This is a genomic window from Dyella jejuensis (assembly GCF_044904675.1).
GTDB classification, from domain to species: domain Bacteria; phylum Pseudomonadota; class Gammaproteobacteria; order Xanthomonadales; family Rhodanobacteraceae; genus Dyella_B; species Dyella_B jejuensis.
On record NZ_JADIKJ010000003.1, the window covers coordinates 24,970 to 51,869 of the forward strand.

General features: G+C 61.4%; 23 protein-coding genes. 10 read left to right on the forward strand and 13 right to left on the reverse strand.

From position 1 onward, the window contains the following. Positions 1-64: 64 nt before the first annotated feature. Genes ISP15_RS04050 through hemC form a run of 4 tightly spaced genes read left to right on the forward strand, consistent with a single transcriptional unit; the run spans position 65 to position 3,467 of the window. A complete protein-coding gene (locus ISP15_RS04050) occupies positions 65-730 on the forward strand; it encodes an alpha/beta hydrolase (RefSeq protein ID WP_404545401.1) in 666 nt (221 codons plus the stop codon). A gap of 32 nt (positions 731-762) precedes the next feature. Further along, complete coding sequence (locus ISP15_RS04055) at positions 763-1,827, forward strand: sensor histidine kinase (RefSeq protein WP_404545402.1); 1,065 nt, start codon at positions 763-765, stop codon at positions 1,825-1,827. After that, positions 1,805-2,509 (forward strand): LytR/AlgR family response regulator transcription factor, encoded by a 705-nt coding sequence (locus tag ISP15_RS04060; protein ID WP_404545404.1) that lies wholly within the window; start codon positions 1,805-1,807, stop codon positions 2,507-2,509. Before ISP15_RS04055 ends, ISP15_RS04060 begins: the two co-directional genes overlap by 23 nt. 40 nt (positions 2,510-2,549) lie before the next feature. Further along, the gene (gene hemC, locus ISP15_RS04065) at positions 2,550-3,467 is read left to right on the forward strand and encodes a hydroxymethylbilane synthase (RefSeq protein ID WP_404545406.1); all 918 of its coding nucleotides are present in this window, start codon (positions 2,550-2,552) and stop codon (positions 3,465-3,467) included. Between the two features lie 57 nt (positions 3,468-3,524). Here the strand turns inward: hemC and ISP15_RS04070 are convergent, their stop codons facing one another. The 3 genes from ISP15_RS04070 to ISP15_RS04080 form a co-directional block, all read right to left on the reverse strand. Continuing rightward, positions 3,525-6,422 (reverse strand): TonB-dependent receptor domain-containing protein, encoded by a 2,898-nt coding sequence (locus ISP15_RS04070; RefSeq protein WP_404545408.1) that lies wholly within the window; start codon positions 6,420-6,422, stop codon positions 3,525-3,527. Positions 6,423-7,016: 594 nt separating this feature from the next. After that, positions 7,017-7,829, reverse strand: coding sequence for a DUF481 domain-containing protein (locus ISP15_RS04075; protein ID WP_404545409.1), 813 nt, complete (start codon positions 7,827-7,829; stop codon positions 7,017-7,019). A gap of 95 nt (positions 7,830-7,924) precedes the next feature. After that, positions 7,925-8,767 (reverse strand): hypothetical protein, encoded by an 843-nt coding sequence (locus ISP15_RS04080; protein WP_404545411.1) that lies wholly within the window; start codon positions 8,765-8,767, stop codon positions 7,925-7,927. Between the two features lie 155 nt (positions 8,768-8,922). Between ISP15_RS04080 and ISP15_RS04085 the strand changes: the two genes are divergently transcribed. Together ISP15_RS04085 and ISP15_RS04090 are read left to right on the forward strand one after the other, a co-directional pair. Next, positions 8,923-9,894, forward strand: a complete 972-nt coding sequence (locus ISP15_RS04085; protein WP_404545413.1) for a helix-turn-helix transcriptional regulator — start codon at positions 8,923-8,925, stop codon at positions 9,892-9,894. A gap of 22 nt (positions 9,895-9,916) precedes the next feature. Next, positions 9,917-10,861 carry a patatin-like phospholipase family protein gene (locus ISP15_RS04090; protein ID WP_404545415.1) on the forward strand — a complete coding sequence of 315 codons (945 nt, stop codon included), beginning with the start codon at positions 9,917-9,919 and terminating at the stop codon, positions 10,859-10,861. Positions 10,862-10,881: 20 nt separating this feature from the next. On the opposite strand, the gene ISP15_RS04095 is transcribed toward ISP15_RS04090, so the two are convergent. From ISP15_RS04095 to xth, 9 genes are all read right to left on the reverse strand, one after another. Beyond that, positions 10,882-11,250: a DUF488 domain-containing protein gene (locus ISP15_RS04095; RefSeq protein ID WP_404545417.1), complete on the reverse strand. Its 369-nt coding sequence runs from the start codon at positions 11,248-11,250 to the stop codon at positions 10,882-10,884. A 71-nt stretch (positions 11,251-11,321) separates the two neighbouring features. Then, positions 11,322-12,038 (reverse strand): glycosyltransferase, encoded by a 717-nt coding sequence (locus ISP15_RS04100; RefSeq protein WP_404545419.1) that lies wholly within the window; start codon positions 12,036-12,038, stop codon positions 11,322-11,324. 168 nt (positions 12,039-12,206) lie between these two features. Then, a complete protein-coding gene (locus tag ISP15_RS04105) occupies positions 12,207-13,076 on the reverse strand; it encodes a ParB/RepB/Spo0J family partition protein (RefSeq protein WP_404545420.1) in 870 nt (289 codons plus the stop codon). A gap of 2 nt (positions 13,077-13,078) precedes the next feature. Next, positions 13,079-13,927, reverse strand: a complete 849-nt coding sequence (locus ISP15_RS04110; protein WP_404545422.1) for a ParA family protein — start codon at positions 13,925-13,927, stop codon at positions 13,079-13,081. A gap of 101 nt (positions 13,928-14,028) precedes the next feature. Further along, a complete protein-coding gene (gene rsmG, locus ISP15_RS04115) occupies positions 14,029-14,673 on the reverse strand; it encodes a 16S rRNA (guanine(527)-N(7))-methyltransferase RsmG (RefSeq protein WP_404545424.1) in 645 nt (214 codons plus the stop codon). A 154-nt stretch (positions 14,674-14,827) separates the two neighbouring features. Next, positions 14,828-15,286 (reverse strand): SPFH domain-containing protein, encoded by a 459-nt coding sequence (locus ISP15_RS04120; RefSeq protein ID WP_404545426.1) that lies wholly within the window; start codon positions 15,284-15,286, stop codon positions 14,828-14,830. 251 nt (positions 15,287-15,537) lie between these two features. Further along, complete coding sequence (locus ISP15_RS04125) at positions 15,538-16,371, reverse strand: pirin family protein (protein ID WP_404545428.1); 834 nt, start codon at positions 16,369-16,371, stop codon at positions 15,538-15,540. A 145-nt stretch (positions 16,372-16,516) separates the two neighbouring features. Then, positions 16,517-17,194 (reverse strand): YecA/YgfB family protein, encoded by a 678-nt coding sequence (locus ISP15_RS04130; RefSeq protein WP_404545430.1) that lies wholly within the window; start codon positions 17,192-17,194, stop codon positions 16,517-16,519. A 5-nt stretch (positions 17,195-17,199) separates the two neighbouring features. Next, complete coding sequence (gene xth / locus ISP15_RS04135) at positions 17,200-17,979, reverse strand: exodeoxyribonuclease III (protein WP_404545432.1); 780 nt, start codon at positions 17,977-17,979, stop codon at positions 17,200-17,202. 430 nt (positions 17,980-18,409) lie between these two features. Between xth and ISP15_RS04140 the strand changes: the two genes are divergently transcribed. The 4 genes from ISP15_RS04140 to ISP15_RS04155 all read left to right on the forward strand — a co-directional run bounded on the left by ISP15_RS04140 (position 18,410) and on the right by ISP15_RS04155 (position 24,410). Beyond that, the gene (locus ISP15_RS04140; protein WP_404545434.1) at positions 18,410-20,464 is read left to right on the forward strand and encodes a prolyl oligopeptidase family serine peptidase; all 2,055 of its coding nucleotides are present in this window, start codon (positions 18,410-18,412) and stop codon (positions 20,462-20,464) included. Between the two features lie 180 nt (positions 20,465-20,644). Continuing rightward, positions 20,645-21,415 carry a gluconate 2-dehydrogenase subunit 3 family protein gene (locus ISP15_RS04145; RefSeq protein ID WP_404545438.1) on the forward strand — a complete coding sequence of 257 codons (771 nt, stop codon included), beginning with the start codon at positions 20,645-20,647 and terminating at the stop codon, positions 21,413-21,415. After that, positions 21,412-23,172 (forward strand): GMC family oxidoreductase, encoded by a 1,761-nt coding sequence (locus ISP15_RS04150; RefSeq protein ID WP_404545440.1) that lies wholly within the window; start codon positions 21,412-21,414, stop codon positions 23,170-23,172. Before ISP15_RS04145 ends, ISP15_RS04150 begins: the two co-directional genes overlap by 4 nt. 2 nt (positions 23,173-23,174) lie before the next feature. Beyond that, entirely contained in the window at positions 23,175-24,410 is a 1,236-nt protein-coding gene (locus ISP15_RS04155) for a c-type cytochrome (RefSeq protein WP_404545442.1), read from the forward strand. Positions 24,411-24,550: 140 nt separating this feature from the next. Here the strand turns inward: ISP15_RS04155 and ISP15_RS04160 are convergent, their stop codons facing one another. Beyond that, entirely contained in the window at positions 24,551-26,755 is a 2,205-nt protein-coding gene (locus tag ISP15_RS04160; protein ID WP_404545443.1) for a hypothetical protein, read from the reverse strand. Between the last annotated feature and the right edge of the window lie 145 nt (positions 26,756-26,900).

Genomic DNA, 26,900 nt, shown 5'->3' on the forward strand with positions numbered 1-26,900 from the left:
GCTGGGCGAAGCATGGCCGATCCGGCTGTTACGATGCGGGTCCGTCTCCCCTCCCCGATCGCCCATGAGCCTGCTCCCGACTGTCGAAAACGAAACCGCCGCCGATCCCGTCTATAGCGTTATCTGGCTGCATGGCCTGGGCGCGGATGGGCATGATTTCGCGCCGATCGTGCCGGAACTGGTATCGCCGCAGTGGCCAGCGATCCGCTTCGTGTTTCCGCACGCACCGGTGCGCCCGGTGACGATCAACAACGGCATGGCCATGCGCGCCTGGTACGACATCTACGGCTTTGACTTGCTGTCGCGCCAGGATGAAGCCGGCACGCGCGAATCCATTGCCCAGGTGGAGGCCTTGATCGCCCGCGAGCAGGAACGCGGTGTGCCCGGCGAACGGATCCTGCTGGCCGGCTTTTCCCAGGGGGGCGCGATCGCCCTGGCGGCCGGCCTGCGCCATGCGCAGCAGCTTGCGGGCATCGTGGCGCTTTCCACCTATCTGCCCATGGCCGGTTCGCTTGCTGCCGAGCGCAGCGCCGGTAATGCCTCCACGCCGATTTTCTGGGGACATGGCTCGTTTGACCCGGTCGTGGCACTGCAGCGCGGGATCGAATCGCGCGCCGCCTTGGAAGCGCTGGGCTACCAGGTCGACTGGCATACCTATCCGATGGCGCACGCGGTGTGCCCGGATGAGATCGCCGACTTGCGCCGCTGGATCGAGCAACGGCTGCGCTGAAAGCTGTCCGGCCTGCGGGCATACTGACGCGCATGCCAGATCCCGCCGCCAAAGCCTCCGCCCAGCCGCATGATCCATTGCCGGATTTCTGCAGCTTGCCGGTGATTTCCGCGCTGCTGGTGGTTGGCGCATTGTGCGTAACGCTCGCATGGCTGGCACCGGAGAGCACGCGCGGCTGGCGGGGCTACAGCGTCGGCATGCTGTTCGTGGAATGGCTGGCGACGTTGATTGGCGTGGCGCTATGCACGCTGCGTCCGTGGCTGCTGCGCCTGCCGGGTTTACTGCCTTATGCGGGCGTATGGCTGGCCATGGTGCTGATCGTGACCGTAGGCAGTTTCCTGGCACAGTGGATGGATCGCATGCTGGCGATGCAGCTGATCACTTCCGCGTCCAACGCCTTCGTCCGCGACAATGCGGCGATCGCCGCCTTGCTCGGTGCGGCGATGCTTCGTTATTTCTACGTGCTGGCGCAATGGCAGTCGCGCCTGGCCGCGGTGGCGCACGCGAAAGTCGAGGCCTTGCAGGCACGGATTCGCCCGCACTTCCTGTTCAACAGCATGAATACCGTGGCGGCGCTGGTGCGCCTGGACCCGCAGGCGGCGGAACGCACGGTCGAGAACCTGTCCGAACTGTTCCGCGCCGCGCTCGGCCAGGACGACACCCACAGCGGCACGCTAGGCGAAGAATTGCAGCTGGTTGATCGCTACCTGGCGATCGAGCAACTGCGCCTGGGCGAACGCCTGCGAGTCCGGCGCGAGCTGGACGATTTGCCGATGGAGGCCTCGCTGCCGCTGCTGCTGCTGCAACCATTGGTCGAAAATGCCGTGCGGCACGGCGTCCAGCCGCTGCGCGACGGCGGAGAAGTGATCCTGCGTGGCACGCGCGACGCCAACATGATGCTGATCGCGATCGACAATCCGCTCGCCGACCAGCCCGCCATGGGCGGCAGCGGCCACGGCTTGAACAATGTGCGCCAGCGCGTCGCCTATCACTACGGCCCGCGCGCGCGCATGGAAGCTGGACCGCGTGCTGGACGCTTCGTGGTGAAACTGCACCTGCCCATAGAGGTACGTCATGCGCGTGATGATCGTCGATGACGAACCGCTCGCGCGCGCGCGCCTGGCGGCGTTGCTGCAGGAATGCGAGAACGTGGAGCTGGTCGGCAGCGTGGGCGACAGCGAAGCAGCCTTGAGCGCGCTGTCCGAGGCACATCCTGACTTGCTGCTGCTGGACATCAACATGCCCGGGCTGGATGGCAAGGCACTGGCCGCGAGACTTGCCCATCGTACCCGGCCACAGATCGTGTTTTGCACGGCCTACGAAGCGCATGCCGTGCATGCATTCGATCTCGGCGCCGTCGATTATCTGCTCAAGCCGGTACGGGTGGAGCGCCTGCGTGATGCGCTCCGGCGCGTGCGCCAGCGCCTGGAAGCGCAGCCACGCGAACCCGCCGGCTGGCTGCATGCGCGGGTGCGTGGCGAGCCGATCCGCATGGCGCTCGACGAGGTGGTGTACTTGCTGGCGGAAGAAAAATACGTGGTGGCGCACCGTAGCGGCGATGCACTGCTGCTGGACGATTCGCTGCGCCAGCTGGAAGAAACCTACCCCCAGCAACTGATCCGCCTGCATCGCAATTGCCTGGTGCCCGCGCATCGCCTGATCGGGTTGAAAACGCTGCCCGATGGCCGCGTGCTGGCACGGCTGGCCGGCACCGAGTTCAGCCCCGAAGTAAGCCGGCGCAACCTTCCGAATCTGCGCAAGCTGCTGCGCGTGGGCTGAGCGGTGCGACAATACCGTCATCCCCATTCCTGGAATCGCCATGTCGCCTACTGCCCTGCGCATCGCCACCCGCAAGAGCGCGCTTGCCTTGTGGCAGGCGGAACACGTTGCGGGCTTGCTGCGCGCCGCACATCCGGGACTTCGCGTGGAACTGGTGCCGCTCTCCACGCGCGGCGATGAAATTCTCGACAAGCCGCTGGCGTCCGTTGGCGGCAAGGGCCTGTTCCTGAAAGAGCTCGAGGTGGCGATGTTGGAGGGCCGCGCCGAACTGGCGGTGCATTCGCTAAAAGACGTGCCTGCGGAATTGGAACCGGGCTTCACCCTGCCCGCCATGTTGCCGCGCGCGGATGCCGCGGATGCGTTCGTGAGCAACGATCATGCCGGACTTGCCACGTTGCCACACGGGGCAAGGGTAGGCACTTCTTCGCTGCGCCGGCAGGCTCAGCTGCGCGCCATGCGGCCTGACCTTACTTTGCTGGACCTGCGCGGCAATGTCGGTACCCGCCTGCAAAAGCTCGATGCCGGTCATTACGATGCCATCGTGCTCGCCTGTGCAGGCCTGGAACGCCTGGGCTTGCACGATCGCATCCGCGCTCGCTTGAGTGCACCTTCCTGGTTACCCGCGCCCGGCCAGGCAGCGATTGCCATCGAAGCATGTGCCGACCATGCCGCGATACTTGAATTACTGGCCGTGCTGGACGATGCCGAAACACGGCAGGCGGTTACCGCCGAGCGTGCGATGAACCATGCCCTTGGCGGCAGTTGCACGGTTCCGGTCGGCGCATGGTGCACTGTCACCGAGCATGGACTGCACCTGCGTGGCATGGTGGGTGACGTTGCGAGCGGACGCCTGTTGATTGCGGAAGCAGCTGGTGACAGCGCCGAGCCAGTGCCCTTGGGCAAGCAAGTCGCTGAACTCTTGTTCGCCCAAGGTGCCGCGGCCTTTCTCGGAAGCTGAGTGCGCAAGACCGGCGGGTTATACGTCCGCCGGTCTTCATCATCTCACGCCGCGTACCTAGAACTTCTGGCTGTATTGCACGTAGAAGTAACGATCAAGATCGAACTGCGGGTTGTAGGGTGGACTGCCGGTGCCGGAAAAGGACACGTTGTAGTAGTACGGCCCTTTCTTGTTGAAGATGTTGTTTACCCCCACGGAGAGGGTGGCATCCCACGGTGTCTTGTAGCGAAGCTGCGCGTCGTTGAAGGTTGCCGAACCTTTTTGCGCCATACCTTGGCCGGGGAAAACCGGATTGGGATAGTTCGGATTGTCGCATTCGACACCGACATCCCAGCAACTGTCCTTAAGGCCGGAATAATAGCGTACCGTCCAGCTCGCACCGAACTGCTTGTAATCCCAATCCACTTGCGTATTGGAGCGTATGCGATACAAGGCTTGCGTGCCGTTCATCCAGCCGGCCAGGTTTTTCATTGTTGAACCGGGACCATTGCTGGTTTGATACTTGCTCAGATAGTTGCCGTCAACACCAATGCGGAACTGGCCGAACGATGTGGTGGGCAGGCGATAATGGATGCCGAAGTCAAATCCACTGGTACTGGCGGCACCCAGATTTACGGGGCCTTCGTTCAATGAGGTGATGAGACCGGTACTGCTGCGGGTAATGTTCTTGCAGTAGTCGGCGAGATTGTCGACATAGCAGTAGTTCAGGATATCGCTGGCGTCGAGATAGGTGATCGCCTGTTTTAAGCGAATATCATAGAAATCCAGCGTGATATCCAGACCATCGACATAGTGCGGACTGTAGACCAGACCCAGGGTACGTGTGCTGGAGGTTTCCGGCTTCAGTTTTGGATTGGAGACCTGGGTAAAGGGAATGGTTGTCTGTCCACCGCCACCATTGACGGGTCCAGCTTGACTCACCTGCCGATAGCCCTCCGGTACGCCAGCGGCCGCACAAGATGCCGCCACCTTTGCATTGCTCGCCGCAGTACCGTAGATGCTGTCGCATGGATCCAGGAAGCTTTCAAAGCTTTGCGCATTGCCACCATAAAGGTCCTGCAACGCCGGTGCACGGAAGCCCTTCGCGTAGGTGCCCCGCAGCAAGAGGTCGGTGATAGGCCGCCAGCGCAGGCTGTATTTGTTGTTAGTGGTGCTACCGAAGTTGCTGTAATACGAATAACGGCTGGCGACGTTGATGCCCAACTCCTGTGCGCCGGGCAGGTCACGCAGTAGCGGCACGTCCAATTCCAGATAGGCTTCGTTTACGTAATAGCGACCCTTGCTAGGATCGCTCGCGAGATTGGTGGTCTCGCCCGCCGAATCGGGCCCATAGGGTTGGAAGTAGCCTTTTTCGCGACGATGTTCCAGGCCGCCAGCGATATTGACCGTGCCGCCTGGCAAATCGAACAGGCCGCCGCCGGTGTTTACACTGACGTCATCGGTTTGGCTTTGCTGTCGTGCCGTACCCACAGAATTGAGGTACGGCCACAATGAGGAAGGCGTATAGCCGGGACCAGCCAGCACGTTCCACGGCACGCAGCCGGTGGCGCGCGCAGCAGCATCGGCGCACGCGAGTTGCCCGTTGATCAGTGCAGTTGGACCGATCGCATTGAGAACATTGGGCAAATACAGATTGCCGGTGGTGATCTGGCGGAGCTTGGTTTGCGAAAAAGTATAGTTGGCATCCCAACTCCAATCGTGATGGAGGAAGTTGAAATAGCCCTGAGCGCCAAGATCCACGTGTGCCAATCGGGAATTGGCCCAGGTGATGCGCGGTAATTCGACGGTACGCCGCATGAACTCGGTTTCATAACCGGGGAAGGGGTTATAGGCGTTACTCGGGTCAATGACCAGGTTGGCGGTGCTTATACCCGATGTCGAAAGCGGATAGCCCGCCAACTGACTGCTGGTATCGCGGGTACTGTAGGACGCTGTGCCGGTCAACGTGATGTCGTCCGTCAGCTTGTAGCGTTCCTGCGCAAACAGGGTTTTCAGCTTGGAACCAGCACGGAAGGTCGTGTCCTGGTTGGTGTTGTACAGGTCTGCCGGATTACTGTTGTAAATATGGTAATTGCCGATATCGCCGGTGTCCGCGTTGCCGTGGTTGATCACGTACTGGTTTGGTGTCCACTTTCCTTGATCGTTATATGCGCCAGCTCCCTCCGTGCCGGCAGCGCGGGGATCGATCACGCGCCCCCAAGGCCCCGAACCCAGGCCGGTGATGGGATGGCGCGGGCCATAACCATAGCGAGTGATGGCGCGTGTCCGATCCCACATCGGCGATTGGTCCTGATAGGAGGCGCTGATAATGGTGGAGGACTTGGACGTGCTGTGCCCCCAGGTGAAGTCGGCATTTTTCTGCTGGCCGTCGCCCTGTTGGTTCGATCCGTAATAGACGTTGGCCTCGGCGCCTTCGAATTTTTCGCGGGTGATGATGTTGACCACGCCCGCGATGGCATCGGAACCGTAAACGGACGAGGCGCCGTCCTTCAATATGTCGATGCGTTCGACCATGGAGGTCGGAATCGTCGACAAATCGGTCAGGCCTGAAAGGCTTGTGCTCCAACGATGGCCATTGACCAGCACCAGCGTGCGGTTGGAACCCAGGTTGCGGATATCGACGTAGCGGCCACCGACATCCATGCCGCTGGACAATGTGTCCTGCGGAGTGATGTCGGGCGTGCCGATGGAAGTCAGGCTCGCCAGCACATCGTTCAAATTGGTCAGGCCCGTCGCCTTGATCGCCTGGCGGTCCATGGTGAAGACAGGCTGCGATGTCTCCACGTCCACGCTGCGGATATGCGAACCGGTAACCGTGATGGCGTCAAGCCGCTTGGCGTTACCCGCGTTGGCCTGGTCACTGGATGCCTGGCTGGCGTCCTGCGCCGACGCCGTCCATGTACAGGCTATCAGCGCTGCGGCAATGGCCGACGCCATCAAAGTTTTTGTCTTCATGTCTACGTGCTGCTCCTGCTGTTCCCCATCGCCAGCGCTTGGCTGGTATTCGACTTTTTACGAATGGCGCGCCGAGTTCTGCGAGAAGTCGGCACGCCGCGAATCGCCAGGCCACGGAGCAATCGGCGTAGCGAATGTCCGGCAAGTGATGGCGTTCGGTAAGTTTTTCGTAACGGCGCAGGAGCAGCTAGCAGCAAATACCCGTATAGCGAGTGATCCAAAACTGACACTGGCGAAGGGGAACACTTTGCACGCGGCAATAAAACCGGATGAAAGGAGTGGCGGCCTAGCTCGCAAGCGTGCCCGGAGCAATGTCCGTAGACCACGGCAGAGCTGCGGCGATCATCCAGCAGTACAACAATCCAGCAGTACGACAGTGAATTGTCTAGGTATTGACGCTCGCCCTACATCAACGACAAGGCGCGCGTATCGTCACTAGCCGGCGTTCAAGTCCAAGGCAGCCTTGATGCAACTCAACGGCAAGAACATGTTGGCCGAGCGGGTCCGGCAATGCACCTGGGCTGGCGTACATAAAAAAACCCCTCCGTATTCGGAGGGGTCTGGGTTGACGTCGATGCGCGAGCGACAGCGCTATCAGAGGTTGTAGACGAGATTGGTAGTAGTCAGCGTGTCGGTACGACGGATGCCTGGCAGTACTTCGCTGTTGTGGCGCACCTGGAAGCCGACCTTGATCGAGAGCTTCTTGGTCATGCTGACCGCGAGACCGGCATCGTTCTGCAAGTAGGTGTTCTTGCTGCCCGCTTCCATCAGGAAAGTGTCGTCGAACGCGGTGTTGTCGGTGAGTCGATATTTGTAAGTCACCAGGCCGCGCGCCACCACTTCGCTCTGGCGCGACGCGATATATGGCACGGTGATGCCGTTGATCACGACGTTGCCCGTGGCGGGCTGATATTCGGTATAGCCGGGGCCGATTTCGAAGGAAAGTTGGGTGCGATCGGTTTTCAGCGCCATGTAGCCATAGCCGATCGAGACCGTACCCTGCCAGCGGTTGGCGGCGAAGTCGTCATGGTCGTAGCGGCCAGCAGCCACGATGTAGCTGCGCGGGTCGAGCTTGTAGCCGGCCGACGCGCCGAAATCATAGCGATCCGCGGTGGTATCGAATTGCTTGGCGGTGCTGCCGTTGGGATTGGTTATCGTCACCTGGCCCTTGGAGCGCAACGCATCCAGGAAGAAGTTGTTCTTCCATTGGTCGGTCTCCTGGTTCAAGGTGAGCTTTGCGTTGACGTTCTGCGACCGCGAGTTGCCGGTGGTCGATGCGAAGCCTACCTCGCCCGAGCCGGTCCAGTTCCCCGAGCTGGTCTGCGTACCGGAAGAAGTGTCCTGGGCCTGGGCGGTGAATGTGACCAGGGTGGCAAGCGCCAGGCCAGTCATCAGGATGTTTTTCATCGCTCGTCGTCCTACACGTTAAAAAGCCGTTGAGCGCGCCACTTTAACGGTACGGCTTGAATGCTTAGTGAATATTTAGAACGATCCTAAACCCGTTAACGTTCTTCTTGTGCGGCGGACTGCGAGAGCGCGAAACGTGTCAGCGCGAAATCGTAAAGCCATAATTCCAGGCTTTTGCCGACGACACAGGCCGACGCGGCGCCCAAGGAAAGCCAGCGTCCTGCGGGAAACACCGGAACCAGCAGCAGGCTCAGGCAAGGCACTGCCCAGATCAGCACGGCGGCAAGGAAGCGCCGCGATTGCAAGCCATAGGCGCGCTGGCGGTATTGGCCGAGGCTGGGTTCGCGCAAGGATTGCCAGCCAAGCCCGTCCACCAGGCCCAGCAGCATGGCCATCAGCAGCAGCCCGATCGCCCAGGGCCATGGCTCTACCGCATCGCCGGTGAGATTCGCCTGGAAGATGACACAGACCCATAACCACAGCCCGCCGCCATACCAGGCCGACAGCACGCGGCTCACCGGCAATTGCATCGCCACCCCGGCCTGGCACGCGAGCCGGCGGGTGCGGTAGCCGTAGGCGCTGGTTACCAGGCAGGACAGGCTGCAGAACATCAATGCCATGCTGAGCAGGCGTGTGGCCCAGAACGCTTCGTCGCCCCGCACCAACCCGGCCAAGCCCAGCATGGGCAGGTAAGTGGCCAGCGCCAGCAGGGCTTCGCGGGTAGGTCGGTGTGCCGCTCCGATGCGCCAGCCGTGCCATTCGGGCATCACCCGCAGGCGCAGGCAGGCGGCGAGCAAACCGGCGCTGACGAACACACAGCCCAAGGCCAGCGGCACCAGCGCATCACCCCGCCCGGCACTGTAAATGCCCAGCGCCAGCGCCAGGCCAAGCAGCATCCACAGCCCATAGCCGCACAGGGCCAGGACTTCCAACAGCATAGGCGCCAGCCCCATCGAAGGGGTTTGCAGGTCGCCGCTAACCGATTGCGGTGGAGGAGACGATATATCCATGGGACCGGGGAAAGTCCGCACGCACGCTTGCGGGCGTCACGTAGCATGCTCATGCTACACAAATCCCATTGCCGAACGTCGAGATGGACCGCTACGAGCGCATTCTTACCCTGCACCGCCTGCTGAAGTCGGCCCATTACCCGGTGCCACTGCCCAGGCTGATGGACGAGCTTGAGTGTTCGCGGGCCACGCTGTACCGCGACATCGCCTTTTTGCGCGATGCGCTGGGCGCGCCGATCGAGAGCGCCGGCGGCGAACATGCCGCCTTCCGCTATGAAGCCACCGAGGGCCAGCGCTTCGAGCTGCCCGGCTTGTGGCTGACGTCAGACGAACTGGCCGCGCTGCTGGCGTTGAACGAACTGATCGGACGCAATGGCCCCGGAGTGCTGGCCGGCGCGCTGGCTCCGTTCAAGACCCGCATCGAACACTTGCTGTCCGACCGCGCCAGCGGCAAGGCGCTGCCGGTGGAGCGCATCCGCGTGATTCCGTGGGGCGAACGCAAGCTTGACCAGCAGGCTTTCCGGATTACCGCGGGTGCAGTGCTGGATCGCCGGCAACTGCGATTCCTGTACCGTGCGCGCACCACCAATAACGAAAGCCGCCGCACGGTTTCGCCGCAACGGCTCACGCACTATCGCGACAATTGGTACCTGGATGCCTGGGACCATGATCGCGAAGCGCTGCGCAGCTTCGCGGTGGATCGCATCGCCGAACCCCATACGCTGGAAGCGGCTGCCGTCGACGTGGCGGAGAACGAGCTCAACGACCTGCTGGCATCGAGCTACGGCATCTTCGCCGGCAAACCGAAGGCGTGGGCAACCATCCGCTTTTCCTCGCACGCCGCGCGCTGGGTAGCCGACGAGCATTGGCATTCGCAGCAGAAAGGCACATGGCTGTCGGACGGGCGATATGAGCTGCAACTGCCCTATTCCAACTCGCGCGAGCTGCTGATGGATGTGCTCAAGTATGGGCCCGACGCGGAAATCGTCGCGCCGCTGCCGCTGCGCGAAGAGATGAAGATCATGCTGCAGCTGGCGCTGGGCGGCTATCAGTGAACGGGTCATAGCGAGCCACCTCATGCCGGCAACACCATCAACGGACATCCGCTCGCAAACCGCTCACGAGGAATCGGTCCGCAAACCGACCGTCGCGCTGGCGCTTGGAGCCGGCGGCGCGAAAGGGCTGGCGCACATCGGTGCGATCGAAGAGCTTGAAGCAAACGGCTTCCAGATCGTTGCCATTGCCGGTTGCTCGATCGGCGCGCTGATCGGCGGCATCCATGCCACCGGCAAGCTCGACGTTTATCGCGACTGGGTCTGCTCGTTGGACAAGTTCGACGTGCTGAAACTGGTCGACTGGTCGTTTTCCTTCGCCGGCGGCGGGTTGATCAAGGGCGAGAAGATCATCGGTGCGATGCTGGATTTGATCGGCGACGTGCGCATCGAGGAATTGCCGATCGCCTTTACCGCCGTGGCTACCGATATCGAGCGCGAGCGCGAAGTCTGGCTGACGCGCGGCTCGCTGTTCGATGCGGTCCGCGCATCGATCGCCATCCCGACCCTGTTCCGGCCGCATGCCATCGAGGGACGCTTGCTGGTGGATGGCGCGCTGCTCAATCCGGTTCCCGTGACGCCGCTGATCCGCGAGCCGGCCGACTACGTGGTCGCGGTCAGTATCGACGGCCCTGCCGAAACCAACGTTCCCGTGGAGATTTCCGCTGGCGAGCCAAAGCGCGGCCTTGGCCACCTGCTGGGACGCCTGCTTCCGGGTAGTAGCTCGGCGAAAGCCGACGAAACCAAGGCGCGCGAACCAGGCGCGCTGGAATTGCTGGGGCAATCCATGGACCTGATGCAGGCCAATCTCTCGCGCTTGCGGCTGGCCGCGTACCAGCCGGATATCCTGGTGCAACTGGCGCGCAATGTATCGACCGCCTATGAGTTCTATCGCGCACGCGAATTGATCGAACTGGGTCGCGAAAAAACCCGGCAGGCGATCGAAGCATGGAAGCACACCCATCGCTAGGGCATGCCTTGCGTGCACGCTTAGCGCAGGCCGTTGGCCTTCATCCAATTGTCGAGATACATCTTCAGCGCCACCGCCTGGTTATGTTCCTCGTCGCTCGCGCTGTAGAGCAAGGTAAGGCGATGCCGCTCGGCCTGGGTGACCAGTGGTTGCCAGAAGATTTTGCGCGCATCCAATTCGCTGGCATAGCGATGACGGAAACCTTCCCAGCGGGAGGGTTCGTGGCCGAACCATCGACGCAACGCCGTAGTGGGCGCCAGTTCGCGGGCCCAGATATCCAGTGCGGCATCTTCTTTCTTGAGGCCGCGCGGCCATACGCGATCGACCAGCACGCGATAGCCGTCCGATTTGGCCGCGGGCTCGTAGACACGTTTGACGGCAATACTCACGGACGGTCTCCCGCACGGCGCTACGGCCGCCAAGCATACGCCGCGGACATATATAGCCGACGTGATGCCGCTCAGAGTTCTTCGACGCGCGTCACCTTGGCGCGACGCATCAGCCACGCGACTCCGCGCAAATCGGCAACACCGACCCAGAGACGGTCGAGCATGCCGTACTTGGAAGTACCGGCGGTGCGCGGGCGATGGCCGACCGGTACGCTCTGGCTGCGATAGCCGGCACGTTTCACCAGCGCCGGCAAGTAGCGATGCATGTGATCGAAGTACGGCAAGCGCAGGAATACATCGCGCTCGAACAGTTTCAAGCCGCAGCCGGTATCGGGTGTGTCATCGCGCAACATGCGCGAACGCACCGCATTGGCGACCTTGGACGAAATGCGCTTGTTGAAGCTGTCCCGGCGGGTGGTGCGCCAGCCGGCAAAAAGCTTGACCTCCGGTTGCGCATCCGCGCGTGCGGCGAGCAGCCTGGGAATATCGGCCGGATCGTTCTGGCCGTCGCCATCGAGCGTGGCGATCCACGGCGCGCGCGCGGCACGGACCCCATTCCACACGGCCGTGCTCTGGCCGCTGCGGCTGACGTGATGCAACACGCGCAACTCTGGATAGCTGGCCTTTTGCGCGTTCAGGACCGCGCGGCTGTCGTCGCTGGAATCGTCGTCGACGTAGACGATCTCGAATTCCAGCTTGCCACGCAGCGCGGCGGCGATTTCGGCAAGCAGCGGCGGAATGTTGTCGCGTTCGTTGAAAACAGGCACGACCACGGAGAGCTGAGGCATGAATGAGGCCTTCCAATACAAATCGGTATGAACGGGCGATGTATTTTTCGCCCGCCATGCCGGCATACACCGGCATACAGTGTTCCTACCATGCAAAGCATTCGAAACGATGTCGTGTGCGTTACACGGGATACTTCACGATCCAGGCGGCGGCAGGGCGGCCACGGTCTAGCGCATCTTGCCCAGGATCCCTTCCAGCTCGTCGTTGCTGTGGTAATGGATCACCAGTTTGCCGCGTCCGCCACGGCCGTGCGCGACTTCCACTTTGGTGGCGAAGCGTTCGGCCAGCTCGCGCTCCAGCGCATCCACATTAGGGTCCCGCGCCGGCGCGCTTTTGGCTTTGCCCTTGGGCGCGGTCTGCGCCTTGCGCGCGGCGTCTTCGAGTTCGCGCACGCTCCAGTTGTTGCGTGCCGCTTCCAGCGCCAGCGCCTCCGCATCGCGTTCGGGCAAGGTGAGCAGGCAACGGGCATGGCCCATTTCCAGTTTGCCGTCATCGAGCAAGCGCTTGATCGAGGCCGGCAGTTCGATCAGGCGCAGCATGTTGGATACCGCGGCGCGCGAACGGCCTACCGCGTCGGCAGCTTGTTGGTGAGTGAGGTCGAAATCGTCGATCAAGCGCTTGATGGCGTCGGCTTCTTCCAGCGGCGTGAGGTCCTGGCGCTGGATGTTTTCGATCAGCGCCATGGCCGGCACGGCGACTTCGGGAACGTCCTTCACCAGTGCCGGAATATCGCTGAGCTGGGCGCGCTGCGCGGCACGCCAGCGGCGTTCGCCGGCGATCAATTCATAGCTGTTTTTGCCGATTGCCCGCACGACCACGGGCTGGATCAAGCCTTGCGCCTTGATTGAAGCGGCCAGTTCGTCCAGTGCTTCGTCATTCCAGTGGCGACGCGGCTGGTATTTGCCGGGCTGGATGTACTGGATCGGCAAGCTGCGCAGTTCGCCTTCCTGTTCGATCACCGATGGCGTACCGGCATCGCCGCCGCCCAGCAGGGCGTCGAGCCCGCGTCCCAGTCCGCGTTTCTTCGGGGCTGCCATGCTTACTCCTGATCCAGATGTGAGGCTTCCAGCGATTCCTCGGGCGCATTGCCGTGCATGGCGTGCAGCGCCGCCACCGCCGCCTGCGAACCACGCTCGCGGCGGATGATCTCGCCGGCCAGCCCGATGTATGCAATGGCGCCGCGCGAACTGCGGTCGTACAGATGGATGGGCTGGCCGTGGCTGGGGGCTTCGGCCAGGCGCACGTTGCGCGGGATGATCGAGCGCAGCACCTTGTCGCCGAAATGCTGGGTGAGCTGCGCGGAGACTTCGTTGCCGAGGTTGTTGCGCACGTCATACATGGTGCGCAGCAGGCCTTCGATCTCCAGTTGCGGATTGAGGTGCTGGCGCACGGCCTTTACCGTGTCGAGCAGGCTGGAAAGACCTTCCAGCGCGAAATACTCGCACTGCACCGGAATCAGCAGGCCATGGGCGGCGGTGAGCGCGTTGACGGTGAGCAGGTGCAGGGTCGGCGGACAGTCGACCAGGATGATGTCGTATTTGGGTGCGATCTTCGCCAGCTGTTCCTTGAGCCGGTTTTCGCGCGCAAGCGCATCCATCAGCTTCAGTTCGGCCGCGGTGAGGTCGCCATTGCCCGGCAGCAGGTCGTAGTGTGCTTCGGTGGCAACGATGACCTGCTCGATCGGTGCTTCGCCCAGCAGCACTTCGCAGCCATTGGGAGTGGCCTCGTGCTTATTCACGCCGGATGCCATGGTCGCGTTGCCCTGCGGGTCCAGATCGACCAGCAACACTTTGCGCTTCGCCGCGGCGAGCGCCGCGGCGAGGTTGACAGCGGTCGTGGTTTTGCCGACGCCACCCTTCTGGTTGGCGACAGCGATGATACGGGCCATGTCTCGTCCGGTACCGTGCGTGTTCGAAAGGACGGCTAGATTAGCAGGATGTGGGCTGTAACCTGGAAAAACCGGGCATGCCGGTGGACTTCAGGGCAGCTTTACTGGCTGGTGGCGCGGCGGCCGAGCACGACCAGGTGGCGCTCCGCCGATTCCAGCCCGGGTACCTTGAGGGCGTGCATGCGGCGCACCTCGAAGGCAGCCGGCACGCCAGGCAACTCGTCGTCCGGCGCCTTGCCTTTCATCGCCAGCCAGATGCCGTGCGGCGCCAGCAGATGCCCGCCCCAGCCCAGCATGTCGGCGAGGCTGGCGAACGCCCGGGCGGTGATGCAGTCGAACTGGCCCTGCACTTCCTCCACGCGCGATTGCACGGCGCGCACGCCTTCCAGCTTCAACGCGCGGATCGCCTCGCGCAGGAAGCGCACCTTCTTGCCATTGGAATCGACCAGCAGGATCTGCCGGCCGGGCGCCGCGATCGCCAGCGGAATACCCGGAAGACCCGGGCCGGTACCCAGGTCCGCAAGGGTTTCGCCCTGCAGGTAGGGCAGGATGGTCAATGCATCAAGCAGGTGGCGGGTGACCATTTCGGCCGGATCGCGGACGGCCGTGAGGTTGTACGTCGCGTTCCAGCGCTCCAGCAAGGCAAGGTAATCGAGCAGGCGTGGCACTGCATCGGCCGGCAGCGCCACTCCGAGCGCATCGATGCCCTGTTCAAGTCGGACTTGCAGGACGGCGCGATCGGTCATGGAACGTTCCTTCGGGACAGGCCGCGCAGTATCGGCGCGGATGCTCCCGGATGCCAGAATCGAGTAAAAAAAGAAGACCCGCCGTAGCGGGTCGATGCTTTCAGGATCCCCTGGACCGGTGCTTCTCGGGCAGCCTGGCCAGTTCGTATTTTGCTCAGGCTGCTTCCAGTTCCACGCGCGTGACCATGACGCCGCGTTCGCGCAGATGGCTGTTGAGGTTGGACTTGAGGCGGGCGGCTACTTCGCGACGTTGTTCATCGCCGGCTTCCACCTCGGCATGCAGAGCGTCGAGTACGCGGTTGCGGATCAGCTGGTCGGCCTGCTCGATCACCGCATCGGCACGCTCCGGCTCCAGCACCTGCCAATAGACCGTTCCATGCATGGGCTTGGTTTCCACCAGCGAAGCATCGAAGCTCAAGGTGCGGCCGCCAAGATCGATGCGATGACCGACACGGTCCAGCAACGGCAACACGACGTGGGTTCCGGGCTGCAGCAGCCGCACGGGCTTGCCGTGGCGGTAGAGACTGTGGACCTGTCCTGTCGGCACGCGCTTCACGGCAACCGCCGCGAAGGCGCATACCAGCATGATCAATGTAAGGGTCAGGACGGTCATGGTCTTTTAAAACAACCTGTTATGGTTTATTTCTGAAAGTTTTACGAAGCATCATTGTACAGGCACATGAAGCCGCTTGGATTAATCTTTATTTAACGACGAAAAAGTAGCCCGGGCCATCTTGCTCTCGAGCAGCAGACTTAACAATTGCCAGCATCGACCCTGAGCATCAGTCGTGCCACCGCCCCTGAAAGAAAACGCCCCACCGATATCGCTATCGGCAGGGCGGCGGATGGACTGAAGCGGCCGGTCTAGAACTTGCCGGCACGGAAATCGGCAATGGCCTGGTGGATCTGCTCCGGCGTATTCATGACGAACGGGCCGTAGCGCGCGACGGGCTCCTGCAGGGGCCGGCCGGCCACCAACAGCACGCGGGCCGGGGTTTCGCGACCGGCGATGCGCACGCTGCCACCCTGGGACAGCACCGCCAGCTCGCTGCGCGAAAGCGTTTCGCCGCCAACCTGGGCATCGCTGCCGTCAAAGACGTAAGCGAAGGCGTGGTGCTCCTGCGGCAAGGGAATATCGATTCCGGCGCCCGCCTCGACCGCAATATCCAGGTAGACCGGGGCAGTGGCGATACCCGCTACCGGACCGCTGGCGTCACCCAGGGTGCCGGCGATGACCTTTACCGTCACCCCGTCAGCGGGACGAACAACCGGTATCCGCTCCGGACCGATGTCCTGGTAGCGCGGTGCAGTCATCTTGTCCCCGGACGGCAGGTTCACCCACAGCTGGAAACCCCACATCAGGCCATTTTCCTGCTGCGGCATTTCCGAATGCAGGATGCCGCGTCCGGCGGTCATCCATTGCACGCTGCCCGGGGTGAGGTTGCCACGATTGCCGTGGTTATCACCATGCTGCATGTGGCCGGCCAGCATGTAGGTGACGGTTTCGAAACCGCGATGCGGATGCTCGGGAAAACCGGCGATGTAATCGCCCGCCTGGTCGGAGCGGAATTCGTCCAGCAACAGGAAAGGGTCGAGCATGTCCAGCCCAGGCTGGCCGATGATGCGCTTGAGCTTGACGCCCGCCCCGTCGGATGTGTCGATGCCGCGAATGCGGCGAAGAATGCGGCGCTCGGTCATGCCATGCTCCGATAGAAGGTCTGCGCCACATGATGGTTGCGCTACGCCGCACACCCAAGCAGAGCAAAGTGAACGGAGTGTTTCCCGCATCCACGCAGTTCGATCGGCAGGCCAGGGAGCTGGCCTCCGATGCCCTGTTCTTTGTTTAGTGCACCCAGTGCCCGCTGCGCTGGCGGGGTGGTGCCGCATGGTCATTACTGGTATCGCCGGTTTGGTTGAAAGCGTCGATTTCCGCCTCGGTGGCCGGATGTTCGTACCAATAATGGCTAACGGCCCCGAGCACCGCGGGCAGTTGCGCCAGGCACTCGTCGTATTCCTCGTCGCTAAGCTTCTCGAATTCGGTTTCCGCGCTCAGGATGCCTTCGTCGACGGCCAGTGCCATGACTGGCCCGAGCATTTCCATCAGCGATGGATCGTCGGCCAGGCGCTTTTCCCACAGTCCTGCACGCAGGTCGATGCCGCGACTGAAACCTTCGCACCAGCCTGCGGCCGACAGCATGGGACCGGTATCGGTATCCATCTCGCCAAGGATCGGCTCGTAAGCATCGACATCGAGCTCGGCGCTGATCGAATCATTAAGCTTGGCCAGCAGCGCCAACATGCGGTTGCCTTCCGCTTCATCGGCAAACGGCTCATGCAACACTTCAGGCAGCCATTCTTCGGGAAGCACTTGCACGGGCCCGACGGAAAGCGCGCTCAGCAGGCCATGCACGCCATCGAGCAGCAAATGACCGTCCCGGGCATGCAGGCGCAGATAGTTGTCGAGCTCGTCGAGCTCGTTGTCGTCCAGGGAACTGGGCCAGTCGGTCTTGATGTCGCTCATCGTTATCAAATATCCAGGTCTACCGTGACCGGGGTGTGGTCGGAAGGTCGCTCCCAGCGACGCGGTTCGCGGTCGATAGTGGCCGTTCTGGCCGATGATTTCAGGGCATCGCCAAGCAGGATCAAGTCAATGCGCAGGCCCATGTTGCGCCGGAACGCGCCCTGCCGGTAGTCCCACCAGCTGTAGTGGCCGGCATCGGCTTCGAACAGCCGGAAACTATCGTGCAGGCCCAGCGCGGTGATCGCTTTGAGGGCAGCCCGTTCCGGCGGCGAGCACAGCACCTCTTCGCCCCAGCCGGCGGGGTCGTAGACGTCGCGATCGTCCGGCGCAATGTTGAAATCACCGAGCACCACCAGCTTCGGATGCCGCTGGATCTCTTGTGCAAGAAAGTCGCGGACTCGTTCCAGCCAGTGCAGCTTGTAGATGTATTTCTCGTCGCCTACGGCCTTGCCATTGACAACGTAGAGATCCACCACTCGCACGCCGCCGACAGTGGCCGCCAGGACGCGCCGCTGCGGGTCGTCCAGGCCGGGAACATCGGTAAGTATGTCGTCGAAACGCAGGCCGGTGTCATTGCGCGCCAGGATGGCTACGCCGTTGTAAGTCTTCTGTCCGGCATACACCGCCTGGTAGCCGGCGGCGGCCAGTTCGTCGACCGGGAACTTGGCGTCCTCCAGTTTGGTTTCCTGCAAGGCCACTACATCCGGCCGCGCATCAGCAAGCCACTGGGTGAGGTGTGGCATGCGCACCTTCAGCGAGTTTACGTTCCATGAGGCGATTTTCATGCCGGAATTGTAAGCGATGCCGGTGACGGCGACCGCCAGGAATCTTGGTCCACGCACTTTCAGAGCACATGCGCTGGACCGCCGGGATTGCCAAGCCAACACACGCGAGGAACCGGGCCCATGCCCTGCCGCGATGCATCCAGCTGCCGTGCTCGCATCACCCAGGGAAAGCTGGCGCGCTATGCCGGCTGCCGCGCACTTGAGTCCGCTATGAAACGCTTCGCCCTAGGCCATCGCATCCTGCTTCAGGAAACGGTTGCTGTCCTGCGCGGGTGGCCTCACTTGTAGGAAGGCATAGGTGATCGCCGTTGGCGCAGCATCAAGCACTGGGCGCATTCCTTGCTGCCATGGACAATGCCTTCATGCACATGGGCATGGACCCATTGAACTGTTAGCGTTAGGGGCTTCCCGTACCTGCGGAACACCCGCCATGCCCAAGACACCCCACCTGTTGCTGCCATTGCTGGCGGCCCTGCTCGCTCCCGCGGCGTTTGCCGACGCGCCAAACGCCACTGATCCGCGAATCAGCACACTACTTACCCAGCTAGGCAAGGTGCGTGACATCGATGCAGTGGCGTTATCGCCGGATGGGCAACAACTGGCCTGGGTGGTGGAGACGAATGACAAACCGGGCATCATGTTGGCCGATGCGCACGGTCAGCACGCGCACCGTATCGGCCTGGCCACCAAGCCGGGCGACTGCAGCGAATATGGCCTGGCTTGGGCGCCGGATTCGCACCGCCTCGCATTTCTTTCCAATTGCGCCAGTTCGCGCGCCGGCATAGGCGGCAAGCAGCCGGATGTGTATGTGCTGGACACGCAAGGCCAGGACCAACCCGTGCGCCTATCTTCCGGCCTGCGCGGCTATGTGCATGCACTGGAATGGTCGCCGGACGGCAAGACCGTGGCCATGCTCTATGTGGAAGGCGCCACCCGCCGCGCCAGCGCAGTCGCGGCAGCGAAGCCCGCGATTGGCGAGATCGGGGTAGAAGGTATCGAAGTACAACGTGTTGCCACGCTCCCCGCGCAAGGTGGCTCACTGCAGCAAGTCACGCCAGCAGGCAGCTATGTCTACGAATTCAGTTGGGCACCCGATAGCCAGGGCATCGCCTACGTGGCAGCACCGGCACCCGGCGACAACAACTGGTGGATTGCGCAGCTGTACGTGCAGCCAGTACAACCCGGCGCGCCGCGCACGGCACTGGTCGATCCCGCGACCGTAAGCGGATCCCTACATGGATTGCAGATCGCATTGCCGCGCTGGTCGCCGGATGGTTCGCGCATTGCTTTCATCGGCGGACTGATGAGCGATGAGGGCTCGACCGGTGGCGATATCTACAGCGTGCCTGCCCGTGGCGGCGCCCCGATCAATCTTACCCCCGGTATCCGCGTGTCACCGTCCTGGTTCAGCTGGAGTGGGCCGGACTCCATGCTGGTCGACCAAGTGCACGATGGCCAAGCCGAGGTGGCGCATTACACGCTCAGGGACAACCATGCGCAACAGCAGCGCGTGCTGTTTACGGTACCCGGTTACATCGGTGATGGAACGGCACTGCTGGCGCTCTCCCTGTCGGCTGATCATCGTTATCTTGCTTTTAGCGGATCGTCTTTCGAAACGGCGCCGGAAGTCTACGCCGGTCCACTCGACGGTCAGGCTCCCGCCCCGGTCACCACGATCAACGCCGATCTGAAGCCAAGCTGGGGCAAGGCCACGTCGGTGGAATGGGACAACGAGGGTTTCCATGTACAGGGATGGCTGCTGTATCCCGCTCATTACGATTCCCATAAACACTATCCGATGATCGTCAATATCCACGGCGGTCCGTCGGCGGCCGTCCTGCAGCATTGGCCCTCGGTGGGTTACGGCGCCGTGCCTTTTTCCACGCTCGGATATTTCGTGTTCATGCCCAATCCGCGTGGCAGCTTCGGCGGGGGCGAGGCGTTCGTGCAGGCTAATCGCAAGGATTTCGGCTATGGCGATTTGCGCGACACGCTTGCCGGCGTGGATGCGGTCGAAAAGATGGTGCCAGTGGACGACCATCGGCTTGGCCTGACCGGCTGGAGCTACGGTGGCTTCATGAGCATGTTCGTGCCGACCCAGACACAACGTTTCCGCGCCGTGGTGGCGGGTGCAGGCATCGCCAATTGGCAGAGCTACTACGGCCAGAACTTGATCGACCAATGGATGATCCCGTTCTTCGGCTCATCCGTGTATGACGATCCAGCAGTCTATGCGAAAAGCTCGGCCATCAACTTCATCAAGAAAGTAAAGACGCCAACGCTGATCGTAGTGGGCGAGCGCGACGCGGAATGTCCCGCACCGCAATCATTTGAATATTGGCATGCATTGCGTGCGCTGGGCGTGCCCACCTCGCTGGTGGTGTACGCCAACGAAGGCCATCATTTCTATAACCCGGCCAACCAGCGCGATGTTCTGCAGCGTGCGTTGAACTGGTTCGAGAAATATTTGCCCGCCGGGCAGTAAGCGCTCCGCAGATCTTCCGTCCGCGCAGCCACGCCGGGCGGAAGATTCAAAACAGTTTGCCTGCAGTGATTGCCTGCGTGGCGGTGGCGTGAAGCATCCCATTGCAGTCGGCCTTCTTTTCGAAGCCGTGATGCTGCCTTCACTATGTTTCTACCGCACGAATTCCAAGATGCATAGGTCGTGTTGTTGCGGCATGCACACTTCCTGTGGAAGGCGAACCTAGCGATGCGGACAAGCACGGTTCTTGCAACATACGATTCGCGCGATGCAGACGATATCTGCCTCTCACGCCGGCGTTTCCTCGTGTTGACGGCCTCCACACTACCCGTACTGCTTCTTGGCGGGTGCACGACTTCGCGTTCCGCCCCCACAACAAAGTATTTCACCGCTGGCGAAATGCGCTTTGTTCGTGCTGCGGTAGCCCGACTGATACCCGCGGATGAACTGGGCCCAGGCGCATTGGAAGCTGGAGTCGCAGAGTTCATCGATAGCCAATTAGCCGGAAGCTTCGGGCGGGCCTCTAGCTGGTATATGGAAGGGCCCTGGCAACTGGGAACGGAGCAACAGGGCTATCAGCTCTCGCTGACACCCTCCGAGCTCTATCGCAGCGCCATTCCGTTCGTTGAGGCACATTGCAGGCAACTTTACGGCGCCATCTTTGCGGTATTGCCGTCTTCGAAGCAGGATGACGTCCTGCATGCGCTGGAAAAGGGAAACGTGCCCATGACGGGTATTCCCAAGGACACTTTCTTTGAAGCCCTGCTGCAGAACACCATGGAAGGCTTTTTTGCCGATCCCATCTATGGTGGCAACCGCGATTTCATCGGTTGGAAATTGATCGGATTTCCAGGGCCCCGGTACAACTACCTCGAAGAAATCGGCAAGTTTGGCCAACCTTATAACCAACCTTTCGTGAGTTTGGGCGGCCGCGTTCCCAAGGTAGAAGCATGACGCCGGACAAGCGCATGCCCGCTGTCGATGTGGTCCTGGTTGGATTCGGCTGGACCGCATCGATCCTTGCGCAGGAATTGACCAACGCAGGCCTACAAGTGCTTGCGTTGGAGCGAGGTGCATTTCGCGACACCGTGCCAGATTTTTCTACGGCGCAAATACAGGACGAGTTGCGCTATGCGGTGCGCAAGCAAGGGTTCGAGCAAACTGCACGCGAGACGCTGACGTTCCGAAACACGACCAGCCAAGTTGCATTGCCGATGCGAAAGCTAGGGTCCTTCTTGCCTGCCGCCGGTGTCGGGGGTGCGGGCGTGCATTGGAACGGACAGAACTGGCGATTCCTTCCCACGGATTTTGTCGCGCGTAGCCATACCGAACAGCGCTACGGTAAAAAATTCATACCGCCAGGCATGAACTTGCAAGATTGGGGCGTCACCTACGATGAGATGGAGCCTTATTACGACCGCTGGGAATATCTATGCGGCATTTCTGGGCAAGCTGGCAATATCGGCGGCAAGATTCAGCCAGGCGGTAACCCGTTCGAAGGGCCGCGACGCCGCGATTTTCCGCTTCCACCGCTGCGTCGCAGTGCTTCTACCACGTTTTTCGATCAGGCGGCCAAGGAACTGGGACTGCACCCGTTTCCCTGTCCTGCTGCAAATGCATCGCGCCCCTACGTTAATTCGCTGGGCGTACAAATGGGACAATGCACCTTCTGTGGCTTTTGCGAGTGGTTCGGTTGCGGCAATTACTCCAAGGCGAGCCCGCAGACCACCATTTTGCCGGTGCTGTTGAAGAAGCCAAACTTCAGCTTCCGCACCTATTGCGACGTTACACGTATCAACACTGACTCCACCGGAAAGAAAGCCACTGGCGTAACGTATGTCGGTGCCGACGGCAAGGTATACGAGCAGCCTGCAAATATCGTCGCCTTGTGCGCATTCGCATATCACAACGCACACCTATTACTGCTGTCGAAGATCGGCAAACCCTATGATCCCGGCACCGGCCAGGGAGTGGTCGGTCGCAACTATGCCTATCAAATGAGCAGTACCATTGGCGTAACGTTCAAAGACATTATCAATCCTTTCATGGGCGCCGGTGCCCTCGGACAGGTAGTCGATGACTTCAACGGTGACAATTTCGATCATGGTCCGCTGAATTTTATTGGCGGTGGTTATATCTGCCTGTGGAATACGGGAGGCCGCCCAATCCTGCAGGAGTATCTGCCGGACCAAACACCCAAGTGGGGTTCGGCTTGGAAGAAAGCGGTTCACGAGGATTATCTGCGCTCGACCTGGATCCAGGGACATGGCAGCGTGATGAGCTATCGGTCCAATTATCTTGATCTGGATCCGACCTACACTGACGTCTATGGCAATCCACTATTGCGTCTCACGTTCGACTTTCAGCCGAACGAGCATGCGATGTCCAAATACATCACCGACCAAGGCGCACGCATTGCCCGCGCGATGCCCATCAAGGGACTGAAGGTGGAGCAACGATCGGGCGACTACTCCATCGTGCCGTATCAGACCACGCATAACACGGGCGGCGCTGCCATGGGTACGGATCCGAACACTAGCGTGGTAAACCGCTACCTGCAGTCGTGGGACGTACCCAATCTGTTTGTCCTGGGATCAAGCGTATTCCCGCAAAACCCCGGCTATAACCCGACCGGCACGGTCGGCGCGCTGACCTTCTGGGCAGCAGAGGCCATTCAACGCTATATAAAGAATCCTGGATCGCTGATGTAGCCATGAAACGCATCGCACTCATCGTGGCCATGCTTGCCTGTACGATCGTCCCTTCATTTGCGGCACAAGATCGGCTCGGTTCGCATGACTTCGTCAGTGTGTCGCATGGACGATACCTCGTGAAGGCAGGTGATTGCGAAGCCTGCCATACCGTGCAAGGTGGCGCAGCCTTTGCAGGTGGTCGCCCAGTGCCTACGCCATTTGGCATCATCTATTCCGACAACCTTACGCCCGATCGCGATACCGGTATCGGCACGTGGACGGGCGATGATTTCTACCAGGCGATGCACAATGGAATCGATCGGCAGGGAAAGCATCTGTATCCGGCCTTTCCTTATCCGTGGTTCACCCGGCTCAGCCGATCTGACGTACACGATATCAAGGCTTATCTGGACACCCTGACGCCGGTTCGCCAGGTAGATCGCGAACCGATGTTACCTTGGCCCATCAGTAATCGGCATGCGATGGCGGCATGGAATGCACTTTATTTCCGTGCAGGCACGTATGCTTACCGCGACGACAGATCTCCCCAATGGAATCGCGGAGCATATCTGGTGCAAGGCGCAGGTCACTGTGGCGCATGCCATTCGGACAAGAACATCCTCGGCGCGGCCAATCACAAACATCCCTTACAGGGCGGCTTCGCCGAAAATGTGTATGCACCCAATCTGGGCCAGGGTGAAGAAGATGGTCTCAGCCGATGGAGCGAGCAGGATATCGTCGACTATTTGAAAACGGGGCGTAGCCGGCAAGCCACTGCCGCCGGCCCCATGGCAGAAGCGGTGGAACAGTCCACACAGTACCTCACGCAAGCTGACCTGCAAGCCATCGCGCTTTACTTGAAAGGTGTTGAGGGCCCGAGACCTGACCGAATAGCTGTCCCCGATGCCCATGTCATGCGTGATGGTGCCGGCATTTACGAGGACGAATGCACAGGATGCCATATGGAAGATGGCAACGGCGAATCCAGTGTATTCCCAGCATTGCGTGGTAATAACAGCGTAACCACTTCCGAGCCGGATACCGTTATCGCTACGGTACTGCAAGGCGCGAAGCTGCCCGCAACGAAAAGCTCTCCTACAGCGTTGGCCATGCCTGCCTTTGCAGAAAAACTCGACGACGCGCAGATCGCTGCGCTGGTGACCTATATACGAAACGCATGGGGAAATCGGGCGAGCGCCATATCCACATCGGATGTCAGCTCGCTACGTGAACGATTGAAAAAGTCTCCAGAGTGATGTGCCAGGGAGTTCGCATCCCTTTGCTCGCTCCCAGCGACTGCCGGCTTGTCAGCGCCAATCTCTCGCAGGGCATGCATACTCAGGCTGTGCTTGCTGCGGCCGAGCACGCAATGGCTCTATCTCGGGCCACGCTACGCTTAGCGACGTCCTGCCTGTTGCAGTCGCTGTGCCAGCCATGTTGCCATCGCGGACATCGGATAATTTTGTTCGAGCTGCCGATGCATTTCCTCGAACACGGATGGCGAGATCGTCCAACCCAGCGGCAGCGGGTAATTGCCGGGACAAAGCCGCATATGCCACAGCACGTCGCCCTCACCCGCATCGGTCGGATCGATGCGCAACGCCGCCAATAACCCGGCCCGGGCGAATTCGCCGCGTGCATCGCGCGTATCCAGCAAGGCCACGATCGGCGCCGTGGCCTCGCCATAGTTCGCGCGCTCTGTCGGACTGGGCGTGCGTGGGCATGCCGCCGAATAATACGGCAACGGTTGCTTGGGATCGTGCGCATCGACGAAATCCTGCAAGCTCGGATCGTTGCTGATATGCAGCACCACGAACTGCAACGGCTGCGCCTGCTTCGCAGCGATCTGGCGCAGGCGATGCATCAGTTCACGCAAGGTGGTGGCGCCGGAATTTTCGAAATAACCGCCGTCCACCAGTTGCAACGCGGCCGGTGCCGCCGAAGAGTTGGAGCTGGTGGCGGTCTGCAGCGTGCCGGCGGGGCTCAGGTAGGTGAAACGTGCGCTGTTGAGCGCCACTTCGCTGAGTGGTACGCGCGGATCCAGCCAGTTGGAGGCGTCGTAAGCGGTGGTCCAGGGGCTTTCGGCGAATGGCCGAAATGGATCCTGGATGAATCGCCAGCCTTCCCCAACCGTCGTGCTGTTGAGGAACAGCGCGGGGGCATGGGTGTTTACACGGCCGCTTCTATCTTCATAAAGCTGGGCAAAAGGTTGGGCAAATGCTGCCATTCCTTGTGCTTGTGCAGCCTGTTCCCAGGCGCGCGTCAGCGCCCGGCCACGATCGTCGAACCACGCACCTGGCAACCAACGCTGCGTGAAGTCGACAAACCATGCGTTCGCCATGACCGGTGCGAGGAAATCGTGGTCGAGCATGTTTTCGCTGCGCGCCTGCGCGGCCAGCCCGGTTTGCGGCGCTACCTGCAACGCGGCGACATAGGTAGCCAAGCCAAGGCTTCCGCCTGATACGCCACTTGCCGCAAATAGATATCGCTCGAACTGCGGTTCGCCGCCGTCGGGCGGCAACGATTGATCGACCAGCGCGGTAAACCGGCTCAGTACCATCGCGGTCCACGCAGCGCTGCGCAGGCCACCGCCTTCGGTGGATACCATGATCACGGGACAGGCACGTTGCCGGTTGCAACGGCTTTGCAGCCAGGCCTGGGCATAGTCATCGAAGGCCGGACGCTGGTCGGGAGGTGGAACGCCCGGCCGTTGATGCGTGCTCATGGCCGGATACTGGCGCACGCGGTGATTGTCATTGAGGTGCAGCGCATGCAGGCTCATCGCCAGTACTGCCAGCAAGGTCAGCAGCGGGATACCGCGGCGATCGGCCAGCATGCATAGAAATCCGCCGCTCATGCAGAAGAAACTGCCGGCTATCAGAAGTACGGCCAACGAACCCATGCCGTCGAACTGACGCGGCTGTATCAGCACCAGCACCGTGATCAGCACATTGAGCATCAATACGGCGATAAACAGACTGATCGGTACGGTGCCCAGCACGGTAATCGATTCGGCCCTGGCTTCGGCCGGCGGCACGCCTCCGGCGTGATTTTCTGTCGCAGCCAGCCATTGTTGCCGGCCGATAAAGAAGACGACCATCGCCGCGGCTTCCACCAGCAGGCCGGCGGTGCGCAGATTGCGCCGATGGCATTGCAAATCGGTCGTGCAGGTTGCGTGCGGAATGCTGCGCAATGCCATCAGGTAACCGAACAGCAGCAGCAGGGGTACCAGGATGCCCAGCACGCGAGGTAGCCACTGCCGCAAACCCGCGGCGCGGGGATCCTGCAACGCCGGCCAGCGCGGGTACACCAGCCGGTAGGCGTTATGGGTCGTATACCAGATGGCGAGACCGGCCAGCGCACTGGTGGCAAGCAGGAACAGATAGCGGGTGCTGCTGGGATCCGCCCACATGGCGATCAGGAACAGTTCGCTGGCCTGGTCCACGTTGCTGATCACCAGCGCCGCCAGCAGCAGCACCAACAGTGAAACACGGATGGGCTTGCAATGGTCCAGGCCGATGGCCAGCCAGTCGATGACGGCGCCCAAGAAAGCGAAACGCTTGCGCTGTGGTGCCGATGTGGATGGATTCTGGTCAGCCATCGTTTCCCTCCCTTGGCACGCCTGGTCGATGGTCCATCATAAGATCGGAGGCGTAGCGAGGTGGTGGTGGTGATCATGCTCTCCACATGGACCCGGCATTATGCTCGCCAGTTCTGTACTTGGGATGACGACCACCCGTCATGTG

Excerpts from the sequence above, each read along its gene's own strand:
- ISP15_RS04050 (WP_404545401.1), top strand. The coding sequence starts at position 65 with ATGAGCCTGCTCCCGACTGTCGAAAACGAAACCGCCGCCGATCCCGTC.
- ISP15_RS04055 (WP_404545402.1), top strand. The coding sequence starts at position 763 with ATGCCAGATCCCGCCGCCAAAGCCTCCGCCCAGCCGCATGATCCATTG.
- ISP15_RS04060 (WP_404545404.1), top strand. The coding sequence starts at position 1,805 with ATGCGCGTGATGATCGTCGATGACGAACCGCTCGCGCGCGCGCGCCTG.
- hemC (WP_404545406.1), top strand. The coding sequence starts at position 2,550 with ATGTCGCCTACTGCCCTGCGCATCGCCACCCGCAAGAGCGCGCTTGCC.
- ISP15_RS04070 (WP_404545408.1), bottom strand. The coding sequence starts at position 6,422 with ATGAAGACAAAAACTTTGATGGCGTCGGCCATTGCCGCAGCGCTGATA.
- ISP15_RS04075 (WP_404545409.1), bottom strand. The coding sequence starts at position 7,829 with ATGAAAAACATCCTGATGACTGGCCTGGCGCTTGCCACCCTGGTCACA.
- ISP15_RS04080 (WP_404545411.1), bottom strand. The coding sequence starts at position 8,767 with ATGCTGTTGGAAGTCCTGGCCCTGTGCGGCTATGGGCTGTGGATGCTG.
- ISP15_RS04085 (WP_404545413.1), top strand. The coding sequence starts at position 8,923 with ATGGACCGCTACGAGCGCATTCTTACCCTGCACCGCCTGCTGAAGTCG.
- ISP15_RS04090 (WP_404545415.1), top strand. The coding sequence starts at position 9,917 with ATGCCGGCAACACCATCAACGGACATCCGCTCGCAAACCGCTCACGAG.
- ISP15_RS04100 (WP_404545419.1), bottom strand. The coding sequence starts at position 12,038 with ATGCCTCAGCTCTCCGTGGTCGTGCCTGTTTTCAACGAACGCGACAAC.
- ISP15_RS04105 (WP_404545420.1), bottom strand. The coding sequence starts at position 13,076 with ATGGCAGCCCCGAAGAAACGCGGACTGGGACGCGGGCTCGACGCCCTG.
- ISP15_RS04110 (WP_404545422.1), bottom strand. The coding sequence starts at position 13,927 with ATGGCCCGTATCATCGCTGTCGCCAACCAGAAGGGTGGCGTCGGCAAA.
- rsmG (WP_404545424.1), bottom strand. The coding sequence starts at position 14,673 with ATGACCGATCGCGCCGTCCTGCAAGTCCGACTTGAACAGGGCATCGAT.
- ISP15_RS04120 (WP_404545426.1), bottom strand. The coding sequence starts at position 15,286 with ATGACCGTCCTGACCCTTACATTGATCATGCTGGTATGCGCCTTCGCG.
- ISP15_RS04125 (WP_404545428.1), bottom strand. The coding sequence starts at position 16,371 with ATGACCGAGCGCCGCATTCTTCGCCGCATTCGCGGCATCGACACATCC.
- ISP15_RS04130 (WP_404545430.1), bottom strand. The coding sequence starts at position 17,194 with ATGAGCGACATCAAGACCGACTGGCCCAGTTCCCTGGACGACAACGAG.
- xth (WP_404545432.1), bottom strand. The coding sequence starts at position 17,979 with ATGAAAATCGCCTCATGGAACGTAAACTCGCTGAAGGTGCGCATGCCA.
- ISP15_RS04140 (WP_404545434.1), top strand. The coding sequence starts at position 18,410 with ATGCCCAAGACACCCCACCTGTTGCTGCCATTGCTGGCGGCCCTGCTC.
- ISP15_RS04150 (WP_404545440.1), top strand. The coding sequence starts at position 21,412 with ATGACGCCGGACAAGCGCATGCCCGCTGTCGATGTGGTCCTGGTTGGA.
- ISP15_RS04155 (WP_404545442.1), top strand. The coding sequence starts at position 23,175 with ATGAAACGCATCGCACTCATCGTGGCCATGCTTGCCTGTACGATCGTC.
- ISP15_RS04160 (WP_404545443.1), bottom strand. The coding sequence starts at position 26,755 with ATGGCTGACCAGAATCCATCCACATCGGCACCACAGCGCAAGCGTTTC.